The sequence below is a fragment of the Streptomyces sp. NPDC032198 genome, assembly GCF_040636975.1.
Lineage (GTDB): Bacteria > Actinomycetota > Actinomycetes > Streptomycetales > Streptomycetaceae > Streptomyces.
In genome coordinates this window covers 271,785-290,889 of sequence record NZ_JBEZVL010000007.1, presented here as the reverse complement: position 1 = coordinate 290,889, position 19,105 = coordinate 271,785, and the positions used below count along the sequence as shown (strand labels likewise).

The following is a 19,105-nucleotide window of genomic DNA, read 5'->3' as shown; positions in this document are numbered from 1 at the left end:
CGTACATCAATCCCCCGGGGGCGGTCAGGCCCCGTGCACCGTGTCCTTCTGGTCGGGGATGACGGACCCGTCCGCGCGGCGCACGGGGCCTGCCCCGCCGTCCCGTTCGGTGTAGCCGGTGCTGGCACACGGGTACGGCTTCGCGAGCTTGCCCTTGGGCTCGATGAACATGGGGTTCACCAGCCAGCGGCCGTCGCCGTTGTCGTAGGCACGGCACATGAGCTCGTTCTTGTTGCGGTTCAGGGCGAGGCGAAGGCCGGTGGCGTCGCGCAGGAAGGAGATGTCGGTGTCGGAGTCACCGGCCGCGAACACCTGGCGCCTGGCGGCCGGCTGGACCTTCTCGGCCGCCGCGCCCCGGACCCCGTAGATCTCCTGGTTGATCCAGCAGCGCTTGCCGTCGATGTACGTGATCATCGAGTCGTCGCCGTCCTTGACGGTGCCGCAGCCCTTCAGATGGGCCGTCAGTTTCCCGTGTGCGGAGACATTGCGGATGCCGATGGTGTGCCGGGCGTCGACGCCGACGCTCTTCGCCCACACCTCGGCAACCGGCTCGGGCGAGGCGGAGACCACGTAGACGTTGAATCCGGCCTTCTTGAGCGTACGGATCAGGTCGCGCTGCTGGTCGTAGTAGCGGGCCCAGCCGGTGAACTTGCCGGTGCCGACGCGCTGTTCGGTGCCGACGGGTGCGGCGAGGTTCTCCTTGCGGGCGGCTGCGGCGAAGCCCTTGACCTGCCGGGTGGACCAGCCGCGGGTGAGCTGGGCGAGCCAGGCGTACTGGGGTTCCATGCGCCGGTGGTCGAAGCCGGCGAAGGCCGCGGCACCGCCGGTGGTGGTGCCCTCGCCGTAGACGGAGGTGATCTCGTCGGCGCAGTCCGTGTCGCGGCGGGTGGGGAGGGTGGCGCCGTCGGCGGGGCAGGCCTTGGCGAGGGCCTTGGCCGCCGGGTCGGTGAGATAGCGGCTCGTGGTGTGCCAGTCGGCGTTCCGTGGCGTCCGTATCTTGCTGTTGCGCAGGAGCCAGAACATGGTGGCGTCGCCGACGTCGTTCTTGATGACGGTGTTGTCCCAGTCGAAGGTGGCGACGGGCTTGGCCGCCCCCTTGCCCCCGCTGTCACCGCTGTCACCGCAGCGGCCGTACGTGTCGATCATCTTTTGGAGCCGGGCCTTGTTGTCGCCGTACCAGCCCTTGGAGACGGTGAGCGAGGGGCAGTCCTTCGACTGGGACCGCACGGGCTGGGTGGCTTCCGCGGTGGCTTGGACGGTGACGAGACCGGCTCCGGCGACGGCTATCACTGCTGCTGCCGCGGCGGCGCGGCGCTTGAAGTTCACGAACACACTCCCGTGTTTACGCAGGTCAGCCGGGCGTCGTGCGACGCCCGGCTGACGGGGTGGTTGCTGGAAGGTGAATTACACGGGCGGGTGGACTACACGGGCGTGACGTACGCGCCCGAGATGCCGCCGTCGACCAGGAAGTCGGTGGCGTTCACGAACGAGGAGTCGTCGCTGGCGAGGAACGCCACCGCGGCGGCGAGCTCGTCGGCCTCGGCGAAGCGGCCCACGGGGATGTGGACGAGGCGGCGCGCGGCCCGCTCGGGGTCCTTGGCGAAGAGCTCCTGGAGGAGCGGGGTGTTGACCGGGCCGGGGCACAGGGCGTTCACGCGGATGCCCTCGCGGGCGAACTGCACGCCCAGCTCGCGGGACATGGCGAGGACGCCGCCCTTGGATGCCGTGTACGAGATCTGGGACGTCGCCGCGCCCATCCTCGCCACGAACGACGCGGTGTTGATGATGGAGCCCTTGCCCTGGCGCCGCATGTAGGGGATGGCGGCCTTGCAGCACAGGTACACGGAGGTGAGGTTGACCTCCTGGACGCGCTTCCAGGCCTCCAGGCCCGTGTCCAGGATGGAGTCGTCGTCGGGCGGCGAGATGCCCGCGTTGTTGAAGGCGATGTCGACCGAGCCATAGGTGTCGTACGCGGTCTTGAAGAGCGCGTCGACCTGCTCGGCGTCGGTGACGTCGACCTTGACGAAGGTCCCGCCGACCTCGTCGGCGGCGGCCTTGCCCGCCCTCTCGTCGATGTCCCCGCAGACGACGTGCGCGCCCTCGGACGCGAGGCGGCGGGCGGTGGCGAGGCCGATGCCGCTGCCCGCACCGGTGATGACGGCGGTGCGGCCGACGAGACGGCGGCAGATGTTCTCTGTCATGGGGGTTCAGGCCTCCGTGCCTTCTGTGCTTGCCGTGCTGATGAAGACGTTCTTGGTTTCCGTGAAAGCCGCGAGGGCGTCCGGGCCGAGCTCACGGCCGAGCCCGGACTGCTTGTAACCCCCGAACGGGGTCCAATAGCGCACGCTGGAGTGCGAGTTGACGGACAGGTTCCCGGCCTGGACGGCGCCTGAGACCCGCAGCGCACGGCCCACGTCCCGCGTCCAGATGGACCCGGAGAGGCCGTACTCGGTCGCGTTGGCGAGGCGGATCGCGTCGGCCTCGTCGTCGAAGGGGATGACCACGGCGACCGGCCCGAAGACCTCCTCCGTCGCCACCGGCGACGCGGGGTCGACGTCGGTGAGGAGCGTCGGCGGGAACCAGAAGCCGGGGCCCTCGGGGGCCGCGCCGTGGATTCCGGTGCCGGACGGCACGTACGAGCGCACGCGCTCCAGCTGGGACTTAGAGATCAGCGGACCCATCTGGGTCTTCTCGTCGGACGGGTCACCGACGACGACCGACTCGACCGCGGGCCGCACGATCTCCAGGAAGCGGTCGTACACCGACCGCTGGACGAGGATGCGGGTGCGGGCGCAGCAGTCCTGGCCGGAGTTGTCGAGGTACGACATGGGCGTGGCGAGGGCGGCGGCCTCCACGTCCGCGTCGGCGAAGACGATGTTCGGGCTCTTGCCGCCGAGTTCGAGCGTCACGCGCTTCACGCGGGCGGCGCACTTGGCCATGATCTGCTTGCCGACGCCCGTGGAGCCGGTGAACACGATCTTGGCGACGCCGGGATGCTCGACCAGGGCGTTGCCCGCGACGGCGCCCGCGCCGGGCAGGACCTGGAAGAGACCTTCGGGAAGGCCTGCTTCCAGGGCGAGTTCGGCGAGCCGGAGCGCGGTGAGCGGTGTCGTCTCGGCGGGTTTCAGGATGACCGCGTTGCCGGCCGCGAGCGCGGGGGCGGTGCCCCAGGCGGCGATCGGCATCGGGAAGTTCCAGGGCGCGATGACGCCGACGACCCCGAGGGGTTCGAGGATCGTGACGTTCAGACCACCGGGCACCGGGATCTGACGGCCGCTCAGCCGCTCCACTCCCCCCGCGGCGAAGTCCAGGAGATCGCGGACGTTGCCGGCCTCCCAGCGCGCGTTGCCGATGACGTGACCGGCCTCGCGTACCTCCAACTGGGCGAGCTCTTCGAGGTGTTCGTCGACGGCCACCGCGAAGCGGCGCAGCAGGCGGGCGCGGTCGCCGGGGGTGGCCGCGGCCCACGTCGCCTGTGCGGCGCTCGCGCGCACGACGGCCGCGTCGACGTCCTGGGGCGTGGCGGCGGGGACGGTCGCGATGACCTCTTCGGTCGCCGGGTTCAGTACTTCGAGGTTCAGTACGTTCTGTGCGTCGAGGTTCTGTGCGTCGGGCAAGGGTGCCTCACATGCGTTCGAAGGAGCGGCGGAGCTCCCAGTCGGTCACCGCGGAGGCGAAGGCGTCCAGCTCGACCCGCGCCATGTTGCTGTAGTGCGCGACCACCTCGTCTCCGAAGGCTGCCTTGGCGATGGCGCTGTTCTCCCAGAGCTCGGCGGCCTCGCGCAGGGTGGTGGGGACGTGTGCGTAGTCGCCGGTGTAGGCGTTGCCCGTGCACTCCTCGGGCAGTTCGAGCTTCTGCTCTATGCCGTGCAGCCCCGCGGCCACGAGTCCGGCGACCGCGAGGTGCGGGTTCACGTCGCCGCCGGGGAGGCGGTTCTCGAAGCGCATCGAGCGGCCGTGGCCGACGACGCGCAGCGCGCAGGTGCGGTTGTCGTAGCCCCAGGCGGCGGCGGTCGGCGCGAACGAGCCGGGCCGGAACCGCTTGTACGAGTTGATGTTGGGCGCGTAGAGCAGCGAGAACTCCCGGAGCGCCGCGAGCTGCCCGGCCAGGAAGTGCCTCATGACGGGCGACATGCCACCGGGTCCGTCACCGGCCATGGCGTTGGTGCCGTCCGCGTCCGCGAGGGAGAGGTGGATGTGACAGGAGTTGCCCTCGGCCTCGTTGTACTTGGCCATGAAGGTGAGCGAGACACCTTCCTGGGACGCGATCTCCTTGGCGCCGGTCTTGTAGATGGCGTGCTGGTCGCAGGTGACGAGGGCGTCGTCGTAGCGGAACACGATCTCGTGCTGGCCCGGGTTGCACTCGCCCTTGGCCGACTCGACGACGAGCCCGGCCGCGGCCATCTCGTTGCGGATGCGGCGCAGGAGCGGCTCGATGCGTCCCGTGCCGAGCACCGAGTAGTCGATGTTGTACTGGTTGGCCGGGGTCAGGGCCTTGTAGCCCGCGTCCCAGGCCTGTTCGTACGTGTCCTTGAAGACGATGAACTCGAGCTCCGTGCCGACGTTGGCGGTGTAGCCGAGCTCGGCGAGCCGGTCGAGCTGGCGGCGCAGGATCTGCCGGGGCGCGGCCACGACGGGCGAGGAGTCGTTCCAGGCGAGGTCCGCGATGAGCATCGCGGTGCCTTCGTTCCAGGGGACGCGGCGCAGGGTGCTGAGGTCCGGCCGCATGGCGAAGTCGCCGTAGCCGCGGTCCCAGGAGGACATGGCGTAGCCCTCGACGGTGTTCATCTCCGCGTCGACGGCCAGGAGGTAGTTGCAGCCCTCCGTGCCGTGCTCCAGGACGTCGTCCAGGAAGAACTGGGCGGCGAACCGCTTGCCCTGCAGCCGCCCTTGCATATCGGGGAAGGCCAGGACGACAGTGTCGATCTCGCCGCTCGTGACGAGAGCACGCAGCTCCTCGATCCCGAGCGGGGGTGTGCGGTCTGCCACGGGAAAATCCTCCTTGGGTCAGCCGAGAGCCATAAGGTATTGCCGAGAACCATTGATTGGGAAGGGGGTACGGCCAGATGTCGCACACGGATGCCGACGGGGCCGCGGGGACGGCTGCGGAGACGGCCGCCGCGACCGCCGACGACCGGCTCACGCCGGTGCTGCGTCCCGTACGGGCGGGCAACGGCTTCGAGGAGGCCCTGGAACAGATCCTCCAGGTCGTACGCCTGGGCCTGGTGCCCGGCGGTGAACGCCTGCCATCGGAGCGGGAGTTGGCCGAACGGCTCGGGATCAGCCGGGTCACGCTGCGCGAGGTCCTCAAGGTGCTGCAGGACCAGGGCCTCGTCGAGTCGCGGCGGGGCAGGTACGGCGGAACGTTCGTCCGCCCGCGCCCCGAGGCGGCGGGCGAGGACGAGCTGCGGCGGCGCGTGGCGGACGTCGACGTCGAGGACGCGCTGCGGTTCCGCGAGGTCCTTGAGGTCGGCGCGGCCGGACTCTGCGCGGCGCACGGCCTGAGCGGGGAACAGCGCGAGCGGCTGCGCACGGCGCTCGCGCAGACCCACGAGGCACCCCTGTCCGAGTACCGCCGCCTGGACACCCTGCTGCACCTGACCCTGGCCGAGCTGTGCGGCTCCCCCTCGCTCACCGCGCAGTACGCGGCGGTCCGGGCGACCGTCAACGACCTCCTCGACTGCATCCCGCTCTTGGTACGGAACCTGGAGCATTCGCAGCGCCAGCACACCGCGCTCGTCGAGGCGGTGCTCGACGGGGACGCGGACGGCGCGCGGGAGATGATGCGCGAGCACTGCGGCGGCACGGCCGCCTTGCTGCGGGGTTTCCTGACATAAGGGGCGGAGCCAGGGGTGATTAACCGCGGCGTAACGCAGGGGTCTTGATTTCTCGCACCCGGCACGGCAAAGGTATGGATCCGTTCCATTGAGTCACCCCGCCGCAGTGCCGCCGCATAGGAGCCGTGCCATGACCGTGGAGTCCCCCAAGACGAGTACCGCCGAACCGGCGGACGACTATCTGGAGCGCAGAACCCTGCGCCGGGGCAGCGCGGGCTGGCTGCTGCTCACCGGACTCGGCGTCGCCTATGTCGTCTCGGGCGACTACTCGGGCTGGAACTTCGGCCTGGCGGAGGGCGGATTCGGCGGCCTCGCGATCGCCATGGCGCTCATGGGCGTGATGTACGCGTGCATGGTCTTCTCGCTGGCGGAACTGTCGTCGGTGCTGCCCACCGCGGGCGGCGGCTACGGCTTCGCGCGCCGGGCGCTCGGCCCGTGGGGCGGTTTCCTCACCGGCACGGCGATCCTCATCGAGTACATCCTGGCGCCGGCCGCGATCTCCATCTTCATCGGCGACTACGTCGAGTCCCTCGGCCTCTTCGGCCTGACCTCCGGCTGGCCGGTGTACCTGGCCTGCTTCGTCGTCTTCATCGGCATCCACCTGTGGGGCGTCGGCGAGGCGCTGCGCTTCAGCTTCGTCGTCACGGGCATCGCGGTGGCGGCGCTGCTGGTCTTCGCGGTCGGCGCGTTCATGGACTTCGACGCGTCGAAGCTGAACGACATCCCCGTGGAGGTGGACGCCTTCGGCTCCAACTCGTGGCTGCCGATGGGTCTGTTGGGCATCTGGGCGGCGTTCCCGTTCGGCATGTGGTTCTTCCTGGGCGTGGAGGGCGTGCCGCTGGCGGCCGAGGAGACGAAGGACCCGGCGCGCACGCTGCCGCGCGCGATCCGCTGGTCGATGGCCATCCTCGTCGTCCTCGCGCTCCTCACGTTCTTCGCGTCGGCGGGGGCGCGGGGCGCGAACGCGATCCAGGGTGCGGGCAACCCCCTGGTGGAGGCGTTGCAGCCGGGCGGCGAGGCGACGGCGCTGAGCCGCATCGTCAACTACGCGGGTCTGGCCGGTCTGGTGGCGTCGTTCTTCTCGCTGATCTACGCGGGTTCGCGCCAGCTGTTCGCGCTGTCGAGGGCGGGTTACCTGCCGAAGTTCCTGTCGCTCACGAGCAGCCGCAAAGCGCCCTACCTGGGGCTCCTGGTCCCCGGGGCGATCGGCTTCGGCCTGGCCGCGGCGACCGGTGACGGTGCGCGGATGCTGAACGTGGCGGTGTTCGGCGCGACCATCTCATACGCCCTGATGTCGCTCTCGCACATCGTGCTGCGCCGCAGGGAGCCGGGCCTGGAGCGGCCGTACCGCACGCCCGGCGGCATGGTGACCTCGTCGGTGGCGCTGGTCCTGGCCTGCTCGGCGCTGGTCGCGACGTTCCTGGTGGACGTGACAGCGGCGTTGATCGCGCTCGCGGTATACGTGGTGGCGATCGCGTACTTCGGCTTCTACAGCCGCAAGCATCTGGTGGCGCGGGCGCCGGAGGAGGAGTTCGCGGCGCTGGCCGCCGCGGAGGCGGAACTGGAACGCGACTGAGCATGTCGAGCATGTCGCGACGGAACTTGACGGGAGACGAGGGTGAGCAGTGAGACCACCCGCCGACCGCTGATCGGCGTCAGCACCTACCTGGAGGCGAAGGCGAGCTGGGGCGTGTGGGAGCTGCCCGCGGCACTGCTCCCCGCCGGCTACCCGCGGCTGGTCCAGGCGGCGGGCGGACTCACCGCGATGCTCCCGCCGGACGATCCTTCGTACGCGGATGAAGTCGTCGCCCGGCTCGACGGCGTGGTCATCGCGGGTGGCCCCGATGTCGACCCGTCGTGTTACGGCTCGGAGCGTGAGGAGCGTACGGGCCCCCCGGCGCGGGAGCGGGACGCGTGGGAACTGGCGCTGATCGGGGCGGCGTTGGCGTCCGGGACGCCGCTGCTCGGCATCTGCCGGGGGATGCAGCTCCTGAACGTGGCGCTCGGCGGGACGCTGGTGCAGCACCTGGAGGGGCATGTGGAGGCGGTGGGCGTCTTCGGCACGCACGGGGTGAAGCCGGTGCCGGGCACGTTGTACGAGTCCATCGCGCCGGACGCTTCGACTGCCGTCCCCACGTACCACCACCAGGCGGTGGACCGGCTCGGCAAGGACCTGATCGCGTCGGCCCACGCGGAGGACGGCACCGTGGAGGCGGTGGAACTCCCGTCCCCGAACTGGGCGCTGGGGGTGCAGTGGCACCCGGAGATGGGTGAGGACCTCCGGGTCATGACCGCCCTGGTCGGGGCGGCGCGCCCCCGGGGCTAGCGGGTTCCGTGGCCCGGGGGGCCTGCCCTGCCCGGATCCGCAACGCCAGGTCAACCCTCGCCAGGACCTTTCCCACCCACCCACCCGATTACCCGGAGTACCGGACGGGCGAGTGGGAAAGCCCGCCGAAGGCGGGAAAGCAGTCGCCGAAGGCCGGGGCAGGGCTCAAGTCACGCCCCACCCGCAGACAACGCCGGCGAGCAAGCCAGGCCCCCACCTCGCCGTCACGAGTAGCGGCAATCGGGTGGGTGGGCGGGAAAGCAGTCGCCGGAGGCGGGGGCAGGGGCCCCCGCCCCCGGGGAAAGCTAAGCCGTCCCCGCCCGGGTCAGGGAAAGCAGGTCCCGGGCCGGCCCCGTGGGGCGGTGCCCCGTAGGCCATACCGCCCTGAGGGCGCGGCGCAGCCGAACCCCCTCCAGAGGAATGTTCACCAGGCGCCGAGCCGACAACTCCTCCCCCACCGCGAGCTCACTCAGCACCGCGGGCCCCGCCCCGTTCACCGCGGACGCCTTCACCGCGGTGGTGGACGACAGCTCGATCAGCGGGCGGGCCAGGCCGCCCAGCGCCGCGTCAAGGACCTGCCGGGTCCCCGAGCCCTCCTCCCGGAGAATCAGCGGCGTGGCCGCCAACTCCCCCGCCTCCAGCGGCTTTCCGCGCCGCGCCCACGCGTGGCCCGGCGCCGTGACGACGATCAGGCTGTCGTGGGCGATGACCGCCGAGTCGAGGCCGGTCGGCACCGCAAGACCCTCGACGAAGCCGAGGTCCGCCTCCCCCGCGAGCAGCCGCTCCGCGACCGCGGTCGAGTTGCCCGCCGTCAACGACACCGCCGTGTCCGGCCGCTGCGTCCGCAGCGCGATCAGCCAGCCCGGCAGCAGATACTCGGCGATCGTCATGCTCGCCGCGACCCGCAGCCGCGAGTCCCGCCGGTCCCGCAACGCCTGCGCGCCCGCGTCGAACGCCTCCGCCGCCTCCACGATCCGCCGCGCCCAGTCCGTGACGAGCGCTCCCGCGTCCGTGAGCCGTGACCCCCGCGGCGAGCGGTCGACCAGCGCGACCCCCAGCTGCCGCTCCATCGACCGGATGCGGCTGCTCGCGGCGGGCTGCGTGATGCCGAGCTCCTTCGCGGCCCGCCCCAGACTGCCGAGCCGCGCCACGGCGAGCAGCAGCTCCAGCGCCCCGAGATCCGGCACCCGGTGCGCGAGCGGCGCCGCCCCCGGCGACGTATCGGAGACACCGGCGGACCCAGAAGACGTACTCATAAGCCCAGGTTATGCCCTCATACGAAGATGCCTCCTGGTGGGGGGCCCGCCGAGGCGCGACCGTGGACCCATGGTCACCGTCGCCCACCCGCAGGCACCCGCGAACTCCGCCACGTCCCCCACCTCCGGCAGCCCCCGCATCGCCCTCGCCACCCGCCACCTCGGCCCGAACTGGTACGCCTCCGTCATGGGCACGGCGATCATCGCCGGAGCGGGCGCGACCCTGCCGGTGCACGTCCCCGGCCTGCGCACCGCCTGCACCACGGTCTGGGCGTTCTCCCTGCTCATGCTGGTCGCGCTCATCGCCGCGCGGACGCTGCACTGGATCCACCACCGCGACCAGGCCCGCGCCCATCTCCTCGACCCGGCCGTCGCCCCCTTCTACGGCTGTCTCTCCATGGCCCTGCTCGCGGTCGGCGGCGGCGCCCTCCTCGTGGGCGAGGACTGGATCGGGACGGGCGCGGCGGTCGCGCTCGACGCCGTGCTCTTCGTCGCCGGTACGGTCATCGGTCTCGCGGCGGCCGTCGCGATCCCGTACCTGATGGTGGTGAAGCACCGCCCGGAGCCGGGCCAGGCGTCGCCCGTCTGGCTGCTGCCCCTGGTGGCACCCATGGTGTCCGCCGCCCTCGGCCCGCTTCTGGTCCCCCATCTCCCGGCGGGCCAGGCGCAGGAGACGCTCCTCTTCGCCTGCTTCGCGATGTTCGGCCTGAGCCTGCTCGCCACCCTGGTGATGCTGCCCATGATCTTCGCGCGCATGCTGACCGGCGGCCCGTTCCCGATCGCGCTCACCCCGGCGCTCTTCCTGGTGCTCGGCCCGCTGGGCCAGTCGACGACGGCCGTCAACAAGTTCGCCGACACGGCCGCGACAGGTGTCGTCCCCGCCCCGTACGACCAGGGCTTCGCCGTCTTCGCCGTGCTCTACGGCGTCCCGGTGATGGGCTTCGCCCTGCTGTGGCTCGCGCTCGCGGGAGCGATGGTGGTGCGGGCCAGGCACCGGGGCATGGGCTTCGCGATGACCTGGTGGGCGTTCACGTTCCCCGTCGGCACCTGCGTCACGGGCGCCGAGGGCCTGGGCAAACACACGGGCCTGGCGGTCTACGACTGGCTGGCCATCGCCCTGTACGCCCTCCTGGTGACCGCCTGGGCAGTGGCCCTCGCCCAGACCCTGCGCGGCACACTCAACGGCAAGCTGCTCGCAGCGCCTCGCCCAGAACAGCCGGCGCTTGCGCGAGGGACGGGCCGTACCACGTGAGGTGGCGGCCGCTGACCAGGGCGGATGGGGCCGTGAACTCCTCAGGGCCGTCCTCGCGGGTGAAGCGGTAGGGCTCGTCGGGCAGGACCATCACGTCCGGGGACACCGCCCGCAGGTCCTCGATCGGGATGCGCGGATAGCGCTCGGCGTGTGTGGCGTACGCGTTGTCGACGCCCAGGCGCCGCAGCAGGTCCCCGGCGAACGTGTCGCGCCCCAGGACCATCCAGGGGCGCCGCCAGATCGGGACCACCGCCCTCAACCGGGCGCCCGGCTCGGGGAGTTGATCCCACGCGGTCTCCGCCTGCGCCAGCCATCCGGGCCGCCCCGCCCCGCAGGCGGCAAGCACACGGGTCAGCTCGCGGAAGGCGCCCGGCAGGTCGCGTACCTCCGTCACGAGCACCTGGAGCCCCGCCGCCCGCAGCGCCGCGAGGTCGGGCGCGCGGTTCTCCTCCTCATTGGCGATCACCAGGTCCGGGGCGAGGCCGATGATCCGGCGCACGTCAGGGTTCTTCGTGCCGCCGACGCGGACGACGTCGAGGTCCTCCGGATGGCTGCACCACTCCGTGGCCCCCACCAGCGCTCCCGGCGCGCTCACCGCGACCGCCTCGGTCAGTGAGGGCACCAGGGACACGACCTGTACCGCAGCCACCGTGCGCTCCCCTCAGCGCCGCGAGCCGTCCACGGCTTCGATGTGATCGGCCACGGCCACGACGAGCACCTGGCTGTCCGGCACGGTCGCCCGCCACCGGTGGCGCACCCCGCCGGTCAGATACAGGCTGTCGCCACGCCCGAGGCGGTACGCCCTGCCCTCCGCCTCGACCTCGACGGCGCCGCCCACCACGTACATCAGCTCGTCGTTCCGGTGCTGGAACTCGCGTCCCTCGTCGTGGTCGCCGGTGAACTCGATGGCGTGCAGCTGATGGTGGCCGCGGACCAGGTCGCGCACCCGGGCGTCAGGGGCCGTGCCCTCGCCGTCGCCCTCGTCGGCGCGCGTCAGGTCGACCGTGCACGCGGGGTCGGCGGCGGCAAGCAGTTCGACGTCGGTCGTCAGGAGGGCGTCGGCGACACGCTGCAGGGAGCGCCTGCTGGGCCGCGCCCGCTCGTTCTCCACCTGGCTCAGGAAGGGCACCGAGAGACCGCTGCGCTCGGCCACCACGGCGAGGGTGAGCTCCAGCTGCCGGCGGCGGCGCCGCACGGCCGAGCCCACCCGGAGGGTTTCCTTCTGCTCGTCCATCGCCTCGGCTCCCTTCTGCGCGTCGGTCCACTCTCAACCCTGAGGGGTTTTCTGCACCCTACGCATGTTCGCCAAACGGTTTTGCCCCGTTGCGAGGACCGCCGTCTACAGCTTCCGCCAGTAGACAAGCTGACCCGCCTCCCCGGGAGCCGCCCCTTCGGCCGGTATGAACAGGCTGACCAGCAACGAAGGCCTGCCCCGCGGGTCGGTGAGGAGGGTCGCCGAGGGATTGGCGAAGGCGCGGCTTCCGCCATGGGTGGAGAGGGCGAGCCGGTCGGCCCGGCCGCTCTCAGGGTCGTACGCGTAGGTCCGCCAGCTCCCGAAGTCGCCCCGCCACCGCTGCCCCTCCACGAGGAGCAGCCGACGCCCGTCGAGCTCGACGGGCGCCCGGTCCCCGAAGTTCCCGCTGTTGCCCCACGTCTGGAGCGCCCGGTCGAGCCGCCGGTCGGGCGTCGCGTGCCAGTCGCGGAACCCGGTGAGGGTGGCGCGCAGCTGGCGATCGGTGTCGCAGTCGGCGCGGTAGTGCCCGGTGAGCTCGATGGTGTTCCCGCGTACGGCGGTGATGCTGGGCGTGCCCTCGGCGCACCGTGAGAGGGTGCGCGGCGCGTCGAAGGCGCGGGCGGCCCGCCCGTCGAGCAGCGCCGCCCGGTCCCCGTACCCGCGTACGGCGATGTGGTTCTCCGGGTCCCTCTCGTACGCGAGGACGTACCCGCCGCGTCCGTCGGCGGCGAGCGACGCCTGGTGGGTTCCGGGCCCGAAGTCGTGGCGGCGGTGCCAGTGCCGCAGATCGGTGGAGGTGGCCACGGCGGCATGGAAGCGGTCGTCGTCCAGAAGGGTGTGGTAGACGGCCAGATAGGTGCCGTCGGTGGCCTGCGTGATCTGCGCGGCGTCCATGGTGCGGCCGGTGTGGTCCCGTGCGTCGTAGCGGTGGCCGTCGGCGGCCGTCACGTCGTCGGCGAGCGCGGCGAGGCGGGCGGTGCCCGCGGAGGCGGGGGAAGCGCTCGCGGTGGGCAGGCGCCAGCCGAGCAGCACCCCGAGGAGAGCCAGGGCCAGGACGGCCAGGAGCGGTACGGCCCGGAGGGAACGGGTGTCGGTCACGGGCGGGGCTGCTCACGGGGGAGATTCACGCGGGGCGGCGTGCGGGGCGGCGAGGGCCCCGCCGAGGCTGGCGGGGACCTGACCGAGGTTAGGGACTCGACCCCGTCCACCGGTGCGAAACGCGGGGTGGGATGCGCCACACGGCACGTCCCACCCCGCCTCGTCCACACCGCCTCGCCGCGCCCGGCCGGGCGGTGTCAGTACGCCGGGGTCAGCTGACCCGGTCGTAGTACGCCTTGGCCTTCTTGCGGCACTTCGTGCGCTCGGCCTTCGTCTTGTGCGGCTGAGCGGCGCACTGGCGGTTCATGTCAAAGAGGAACGCCTTGTCGACGCGCCGCTCGTGCGTGGAGCCCGTGAACGCCTTCTTGCCGATCAGCGCCTTGTAGTTGCGGTACCCGAAATCGTGCCGCGCGCAGGAGAGCCGGAAATCGAAGCCGCCGGGCTTGTCGGCCAGGCGCGTGCACCAGTCGGTGTCCCAGCGGAACGACCAGCGGTCGACGCCCGCCTTGGCGAGCTTGCGCGTCTGACGCCAGTCGGTGACGCTCGTCTTCGTGGAGCGGGTGAGCTCATGGAGCCGCCCCATCTTGCTCGGGCCGCCCGCCGTGGAGGCCGTGGAAGCCGTCGCCTCAGGGCCGGGTTCGGGCGTGGCCTGGGCCACGCCCGAACCTGCGACCAGGGCTCCCGCCACGGCCAGTGACGCGACGGTTGTCCGCGCGATGATCATTCTGTTGTTCCCCGTTCATCGGTCCTGCTCCGCTACGGGCAAGAGCGTAGGAAGACCGGGGAACGCTTCATAGTGAATCTTTGTGCACTGCCCTTTAGTGCAAGCAGTCCTTTGGCCAGTGGGTGGTGGGCCGTGGGCCGTGGGCCGTGGAGATGGAGCAGCGGTGTCGCCGGTCAGGCGCGCGCCGACGCTCCGGTCCCCGCTCCGTCCGGGCACAGCAGCCCGTGGTGGACGATGGCGAGGACCACGGCGTCGAGACGGCTGCGCAGCCCCAACTTCTCCGTGATGCGCGCGACATGCGCCTTGACCGTGCGCTCCGCTATCCCCAACTGCCGGGCCAGGGCCGGATTGGGCAGCCCGGCACCCAGGAGCAGCAGGACCTCCCTCTCACGGGCCGTCAGGTCATCGACGGCCGGCGGCGCCATGGCCGAGTGGAGCGCGGACCGGCACGGACAGTGGGGCTCCAGCTCCTCCATGGTCTTGAGTGTGTCCAGCGATTCGCCACACAGGTGGTTCTGCTCCGCGTTCTGGATCGTCACTGCGATGGTCACCTTCCCCGTTCCCCGTTGTTCCCCGTTGTCATGACTCAACAGGCACTGTAGGCCAATGAGTTCGCAGTAGTGAGGCAGAATTGTCATGTCTCATGTGGCGTATGGCCTACGGCATCATGGCGGGCGTGACCGACGACCTCTCACTCCGTCTCGTACCTGAAGAACTCTGGGCACTGGCACGTCCGCTGCTGCCTCGCTTCACCGCGCGCCCGCAGGGCGGCGGCACGGCCCCGCACGATGAACGCGCCGTGTTCACAGCGGTGGTGTACGTACTGACCAGCGGCTGCCCGTGGCGGCAGCTGCCCACGATGTTCGGCGTCTCGCCCGCCACCACGCATCGCCGCTGCACCGCCTGGACCCGCTCCGACCTGTGGCAACGCCTGCAGGCCGCAGCGGCGGAGGCCGGGGTCGAGCCGGAGTGGACGGCGGCGATCGCCGCGGCTGCGGCAAGGCGTTCCGGCTGACCACGTGAGACAGCGAAGCCAAGGACGTTCGTTACATGATCCGATCCCGCTTCCGCTCACCGGAACAGGCAGCTCCGCAATGTCGCCATTAGTGCCCATCTTCCGGTCCTGTCAGGCATTTTGACAGGCCACCGAGCGTCGGAGAGTTCTCCTTGAGGTGGATCTGAGGTTGCCGTGCGGCCGGTGCGCCCCGCCTCTCGCAAGATGGCCGCCAACGGGCTGAAAGCCGCCGATCTCACCCATAGCGCCGGATTTGCTATTACGCGCTGCACATTGCGAAGGCGACTCCCCGACAGCCCTCGGCAGCCACCCGTCACATCCCTTTCAGGCAGTGCCCTTTCGGCCAATACCGGGCGCCGACGGCGGCTAGTAACTTGCGGCGGGTCGCACGAGAGGAGACCACGACGTGTCACCGCGCCTGAACCCGGGCACGACCGAGCCCCCGTCGACGGCAGACTGCCGTCGACGGGGGCTCAACTGTGCTGGTGGTCCGGCTACTTCACCGGCGCCATCTTGTCGACGATGCCCGGGTGGGCGTCGACCCACTTCTGCACGCCGTCTTCCTCATTGCCCCGGCCGGCCTTCTGGACGGCCTGCTCGAGGCTCATCAGCTCGTCGGGGCTCATGTGCCAGTTCTTCAGCCAGCCGTTGAGTTCCGAGTACTTCTTCGGGAAGCTCTTGTTGGCCAGCGTCTTGATCTGGTTGTTGGCACCCCAGGTCTTCTTGGGGTCCTTCAGGCGCGTGAGGTCGTACTTGTTGTACGCCCAGTGCGGCGACCAGAGCACGACGGCGACCGGCTCCTTCTTGGCGTACGCGCGCTCCAGCTCGGCGAGCATCGAGCTCGTGCCCGCGCTGGTCAGCTCGAAGCCGTCCAGACCGTAGGCCGGCATGACCTTGTCCTTGAGACGCGTCATCTGGCCGGTGCCCGGCTCGATGCCGATGATCCTGCCCTTGAACTTGTCCTTGTTCTTGCGCAGGTCGTCCATGGTCTTGACGCCCTTGACGTAGGACGGGACCGCGACCTCGAGCGTGGTCCTGTCGTACCACGCCCCGACGTCGACGAGATCCTTCTTGTATTTCTCCCAGTACTGCTTCTGCGCGACCGGCAGCCAGCCGTCGAGCTCGAAGTCGACCTGCCCGGTGGACAGACCCGTGAACAGCGGACCGACGTCGAGCTTGGTGGTCTTCGGCTTGTAGCCGCGCTTCTCCAGGACGTTCTTCCACAGGTACGTGGCCGCGATGCCCTCGTCCCAGGCCGGGAAGCCGATGTTCGGCGCCGCGCCGGCCTGCTTGCCCTTCTCGTACGTGCCCTTGGCGACCGGGGCCATCTTGTCGACGATGCCCGGGTTCTTCTTCATCCAGTCCTTGACGCCCTGGTCCTGGTTGCCCTTGCCGGCGTCCTGGATCGCGCCCTCGAGCGAGGTGAGCTGCGCCTCGCTGAGCTTGAAGTCCTTGAGCCACTGGGCGACCTGCGGCTCCTTCTTGGCGAAGCCCTTGCGGCCCAGGGTGTGGATGCCGTCGCCCGAACCGAAGGCGCCCTTGGGGTCCTTCAGCTTGGTCAGCTTGTACTTGTCGTATGCCCAGTGCGGCGACCAGAGGGTGACCGCGATGGGCTCCTTCTTCTTGTACGCACGGTCCAGCTGGGCCAGCATCGCCGACGTGTTGGACTTGACCAGCTCGTACTTGCCCTTGAGGCCGTACTCGTTCTGGACCTTGTCCTCGTACAGCTTCGTCTCGCCCGCGCCGGGCTCGATGCCGTAGATCTTGCCCTTGAACTGGCTGCTCTTGCCCTTGAGGTCGTCGAGCGTCTTGACGCCCTTGACGTACTTGGGCACCGCGATCTCGAGCGAGGTCGGGTCGTACCAGCTGCCGTAGTCCTCGAGCTGGTTCTTGTACTTGCTCCAGTACGGGGCGTGCGTGGCCGGCAGCCAGGAGTTGGTCTGCACGTCGACGCTGCCCTGCGCCTGACCGTTGTAGAGCGCGCCCACCTCGAGCGACTGCACCTCGGGCTTGAAGCCGCGCTGTTCGAGGACGTTCTTCCACAGGTACGTGGAGGCGGTGCCCTCGGGCCAGTCGATGTAGCCCATCTTGACCGAGCGGCCCTGGCCGACGTTGGCGGAGACCGCGGGGCCCTCGTCGTCGCCGCCGAAGATGTTCAGGCCGCCGGCGACGAGCGCAAGGACCAGGACACCGACCATGGCGACCGGCGTGGCCGGCTTCCACCGCATGATCTTCAGGCCGCCGAGCGCGGAGTTGGCCTTGGCCAGGGCGCGCCGGCCGAGCGGCGAGACGCGCTGGTTGAGGGCACCGGTCATACGGTCCAGGTACATCGCGAGGATGACCACCGCGATGCCGCCCTCGAAGCCGAGCGCGACGTCGACCGAGCTGATGCCGTCGTAGACGGTGGAGCCGAGACCGCCACCGCCGACCATGCCGGCGACGACGACCATCGACAGGGCGAGCATGATCGCCTGGTTGACGCCCGCCATGATCGTGGGCAGGGCCAGCGGGAGCTGGACGCGCCACAGCGTGTTGCGCGGGTGCGTGCCGAACGCCTCGGCGGCCTCGATCAGTTCCTCGTCGACCTGGCGGATGCCGAGCTCGGCGAGGCGGACGGCCGGCGGCATCGCGAACACGATGGTCGCGACCATGCCGGGGACGGGGCCGACGCCGAAGAAGAAGATGCCCGGGATCAGATAGACCATGGCGGGCATGGTCTGCATGAAGTCGAGCACCGGGCGTATGACGCCGCTGACGGTGCGGTTCTTGGCCGCCCAGATGCCGATCGGCAGCGCGAACACAAAGATGATCACGCAGGAGACGAGCACGAGGGACAGCGTGTTCATCGCCGGTTCCCACTGCTCGATCGAGTCGATCAGCGCGAATCCCGCGAAGGTCGCCACGGCGGCGAGAATTCCGCGCAGCCAGAAGGCGAGCACGGCGAAGATGCCGATGAGGAGCAGCGGCTCGGGCGAGGTGAGGACGGCGTTGACGCCGTCGTAGGCGTTCCCGACGACCATCTTGATGAAGTCGAAGAGCCACTCGCAGTTGTCGCGCAGCCAGTCGACGCCGGAGGCGACCCAGTCGCCGATATGGATCCTAGGCACTGGCGATCACCTTGCTCACGGGGCCTTCGCCCTTGTCCTGCTTCACCTGCGCCGCGTTCCGCGGCGTGTCACCGGACTCGTCCACCGCGGGCATCGGCTCGCCGAGCACGGCGAGCAGACGCGAGTGCGGGACGACTCCGATGAGGCCGCCCTCGCCGTCGGTGACGGCGACCGGGAGGCTGCTGGTGGAGCACGGCGTGAACAGTTCGATGATGGGGGTGTCGGCGGCGACCGTGGCGGGGGCCGCGGACAGCACGTCCTGTGCGGTCTTCAGCTCCTTGCCCTCGGCCGTCTTCGTGCCGAACACGGTCTCGGGCTCGGCCATGATGGCGCCCGCCGTGAGGACCCGGGCGCGGTCGACGTCCTGCGTGAACGCGGCGACGTAGTCGTTGGCCGGCGTGACGAGGATGTCCTCGGCCCCGCCGATCTGGACTATCTCGCCGTCGCGCATGACGGCGATCTGGTCGCCGAGGCGCATGGCCTCGTTCAGGTCGTGGGTGATGAAGACGATGGTCTTCTTCAGCCGCTTCTGGAGCTCCAGGAGCTGGTCCTGCATGTCGCGGCGGATCAGCGGGTCGAGCGCGCTGAACGACTCGTCCATGAGGAGCAGGTCCGCGTCGGTCGCGAGGGCGCGGGCCAGGCCCACGCGCTGCTGCATACCGCCGGAGAGCTCGTCGGGCCAGGACTTCTCCCAGCCCTTCAGGCCGGCGAGTTCGAGCGCCACCGTGGCGCGCTCCTCCCGCTCGGCGCGCGGCACGCCCTGCACCTCGAGGCCGTAACCGGCGTTCTCCAGGACGCTGCGGTGCGGGAAGAGCGCGAAGTGCTGGAAGACCATGCTGATCTTCTTGGAACGCACCTCGCGCAGCTCGCGGGCGCTCAGCCCGGTCAGGTCCTGACCGTCGAACAGCACCTGTCCGGCCGTTGGCTCCGACAGCCCGTTGAGCATGCGCAACAACGTGGACTTGCCGGATCCGGAGAGACCCATGACGACGAAGATCTGGCCCGGCTCGACCGTGAAGGAGGCATCGATCACCGCGGCAGTGGTGCCTTCGGCGCGCAGCTCCTCTCGATCGGTTCCGTGGCGGAGTTTCTCCACCGCGTCAGCGGGTCGTCTGCCGAATACCTTGTACAGGTGTTCGGCTTGCAGCCTGGACACATACACCTCTCGGGTTGAACCAAGACGGCCCGCCTCCCCCGCCGGCGGGCCGTGGAGCGACGCGAGTTCCGCTCGCTAGTTACCCGGCGAAATAGTTGAA

General features: G+C 70.3%; 17 protein-coding genes. 5 read left to right on the top strand and 12 right to left on the bottom strand.

Features of this window, described 5'->3' with window-relative positions:
• Window positions 1–24 precede the first annotated feature (24 nt).
• From AB0E78_RS20750 to AB0E78_RS20735, 4 genes are all read right to left on the bottom strand, one after another.
• Window positions 25–1,326, bottom strand: coding sequence for an HAD family hydrolase (locus tag AB0E78_RS20750; protein WP_361834267.1), 1,302 nt, complete (start codon window positions 1,324–1,326; stop codon window positions 25–27).
• Between the two features lie 95 nt (window positions 1,327–1,421).
• Complete coding sequence (locus AB0E78_RS20745; protein WP_361834264.1) at window positions 1,422–2,201, bottom strand: 3-oxoacyl-ACP reductase; 780 nt, start codon at window positions 2,199–2,201, stop codon at window positions 1,422–1,424.
• A gap of 6 nt (window positions 2,202–2,207) precedes the next feature.
• Window positions 2,208–3,581 carry an aldehyde dehydrogenase family protein gene (locus AB0E78_RS20740; protein ID WP_361834678.1) on the bottom strand — a complete coding sequence of 458 codons (1,374 nt, stop codon included), beginning with the start codon at window positions 3,579–3,581 and terminating at the stop codon, window positions 2,208–2,210.
• A 43-nt stretch (window positions 3,582–3,624) separates the two neighbouring features.
• Complete coding sequence (locus AB0E78_RS20735; protein WP_361834262.1) at window positions 3,625–4,989, bottom strand: glutamine synthetase family protein; 1,365 nt, start codon at window positions 4,987–4,989, stop codon at window positions 3,625–3,627.
• Window positions 4,990–5,066: 77 nt separating this feature from the next.
• Between AB0E78_RS20735 and AB0E78_RS20730 the strand changes: the two genes are divergently transcribed.
• The 3 genes from AB0E78_RS20730 (at window position 5,067) to AB0E78_RS20720 (ending at window position 8,163) form a co-directional block, all read left to right on the top strand.
• A complete protein-coding gene (locus AB0E78_RS20730) occupies window positions 5,067–5,837 on the top strand; it encodes an FCD domain-containing protein (protein WP_361834260.1) in 771 nt (256 codons plus the stop codon).
• Window positions 5,838–5,967: 130 nt separating this feature from the next.
• Window positions 5,968–7,413 carry an ethanolamine permease gene (gene eat / locus AB0E78_RS20725; RefSeq protein WP_361834259.1) on the top strand — a complete coding sequence of 482 codons (1,446 nt, stop codon included), beginning with the start codon at window positions 5,968–5,970 and terminating at the stop codon, window positions 7,411–7,413.
• A 42-nt stretch (window positions 7,414–7,455) separates the two neighbouring features.
• Window positions 7,456–8,163 carry a gamma-glutamyl-gamma-aminobutyrate hydrolase family protein gene (locus tag AB0E78_RS20720; RefSeq protein ID WP_361834256.1) on the top strand — a complete coding sequence of 236 codons (708 nt, stop codon included), beginning with the start codon at window positions 7,456–7,458 and terminating at the stop codon, window positions 8,161–8,163.
• A 305-nt stretch (window positions 8,164–8,468) separates the two neighbouring features.
• On the opposite strand, the gene AB0E78_RS20715 is transcribed toward AB0E78_RS20720, so the two are convergent.
• On the bottom strand, window positions 8,469–9,419 hold the full coding sequence (locus tag AB0E78_RS20715; protein ID WP_361834255.1) for a LysR family transcriptional regulator: 951 nt from the start codon (window positions 9,417–9,419) through the stop codon (window positions 8,469–8,471).
• 70 nt (window positions 9,420–9,489) lie between these two features.
• Here AB0E78_RS20715 and AB0E78_RS20710 point away from each other — a divergent pair, with 70 nt between their 5' ends.
• Window positions 9,490–10,671 (top strand): TDT family transporter, encoded by a 1,182-nt coding sequence (locus AB0E78_RS20710; RefSeq protein WP_361834252.1) that lies wholly within the window; start codon window positions 9,490–9,492, stop codon window positions 10,669–10,671.
• Here AB0E78_RS20710 and AB0E78_RS20705 read toward each other — a convergent pair.
• The 5 genes from AB0E78_RS20705 to AB0E78_RS20685 form a co-directional block, all read right to left on the bottom strand.
• Complete coding sequence (locus AB0E78_RS20705) at window positions 10,598–11,320, bottom strand: helical backbone metal receptor (RefSeq protein WP_361834250.1); 723 nt, start codon at window positions 11,318–11,320, stop codon at window positions 10,598–10,600. The two genes, AB0E78_RS20710 and AB0E78_RS20705, sit on opposite strands and share 74 nt — an antisense overlap.
• 12 nt (window positions 11,321–11,332) lie before the next feature.
• Window positions 11,333–11,905, bottom strand: a complete 573-nt coding sequence (locus tag AB0E78_RS20700; RefSeq protein WP_361834248.1) for an XRE family transcriptional regulator — start codon at window positions 11,903–11,905, stop codon at window positions 11,333–11,335.
• Window positions 11,906–12,010: 105 nt separating this feature from the next.
• Window positions 12,011–13,003, bottom strand: a complete 993-nt coding sequence (locus AB0E78_RS20695) for a hypothetical protein (protein WP_361834246.1) — start codon at window positions 13,001–13,003, stop codon at window positions 12,011–12,013.
• 211 nt (window positions 13,004–13,214) lie between these two features.
• Window positions 13,215–13,727: a phospholipase A2 gene (locus AB0E78_RS20690; RefSeq protein ID WP_361834244.1), complete on the bottom strand. Its 513-nt coding sequence runs from the start codon at window positions 13,725–13,727 to the stop codon at window positions 13,215–13,217.
• Window positions 13,728–13,900: 173 nt separating this feature from the next.
• Window positions 13,901–14,278, bottom strand: coding sequence for a helix-turn-helix transcriptional regulator (locus AB0E78_RS20685; RefSeq protein ID WP_361834241.1), 378 nt, complete (start codon window positions 14,276–14,278; stop codon window positions 13,901–13,903).
• A gap of 101 nt (window positions 14,279–14,379) precedes the next feature.
• Between AB0E78_RS20685 and AB0E78_RS20680 the strand changes: the two genes are divergently transcribed.
• On the top strand, window positions 14,380–14,742 hold the full coding sequence (locus AB0E78_RS20680; protein ID WP_361834239.1) for a transposase: 363 nt from the start codon (window positions 14,380–14,382) through the stop codon (window positions 14,740–14,742).
• A gap of 494 nt (window positions 14,743–15,236) precedes the next feature.
• On the opposite strand, the gene AB0E78_RS20675 is transcribed toward AB0E78_RS20680, so the two are convergent.
• A complete protein-coding gene (locus AB0E78_RS20675) occupies window positions 15,237–17,849 on the bottom strand; it encodes an ABC transporter permease/substrate binding protein (protein ID WP_361834236.1) in 2,613 nt (870 codons plus the stop codon).
• Complete coding sequence (locus tag AB0E78_RS20670; RefSeq protein WP_361834234.1) at window positions 17,842–19,005, bottom strand: glycine betaine/L-proline ABC transporter ATP-binding protein; 1,164 nt, start codon at window positions 19,003–19,005, stop codon at window positions 17,842–17,844. The genes AB0E78_RS20675 and AB0E78_RS20670 overlap by 8 nt, the downstream gene beginning before the upstream one ends.
• Window positions 19,006–19,105 lie beyond the last annotated feature (100 nt).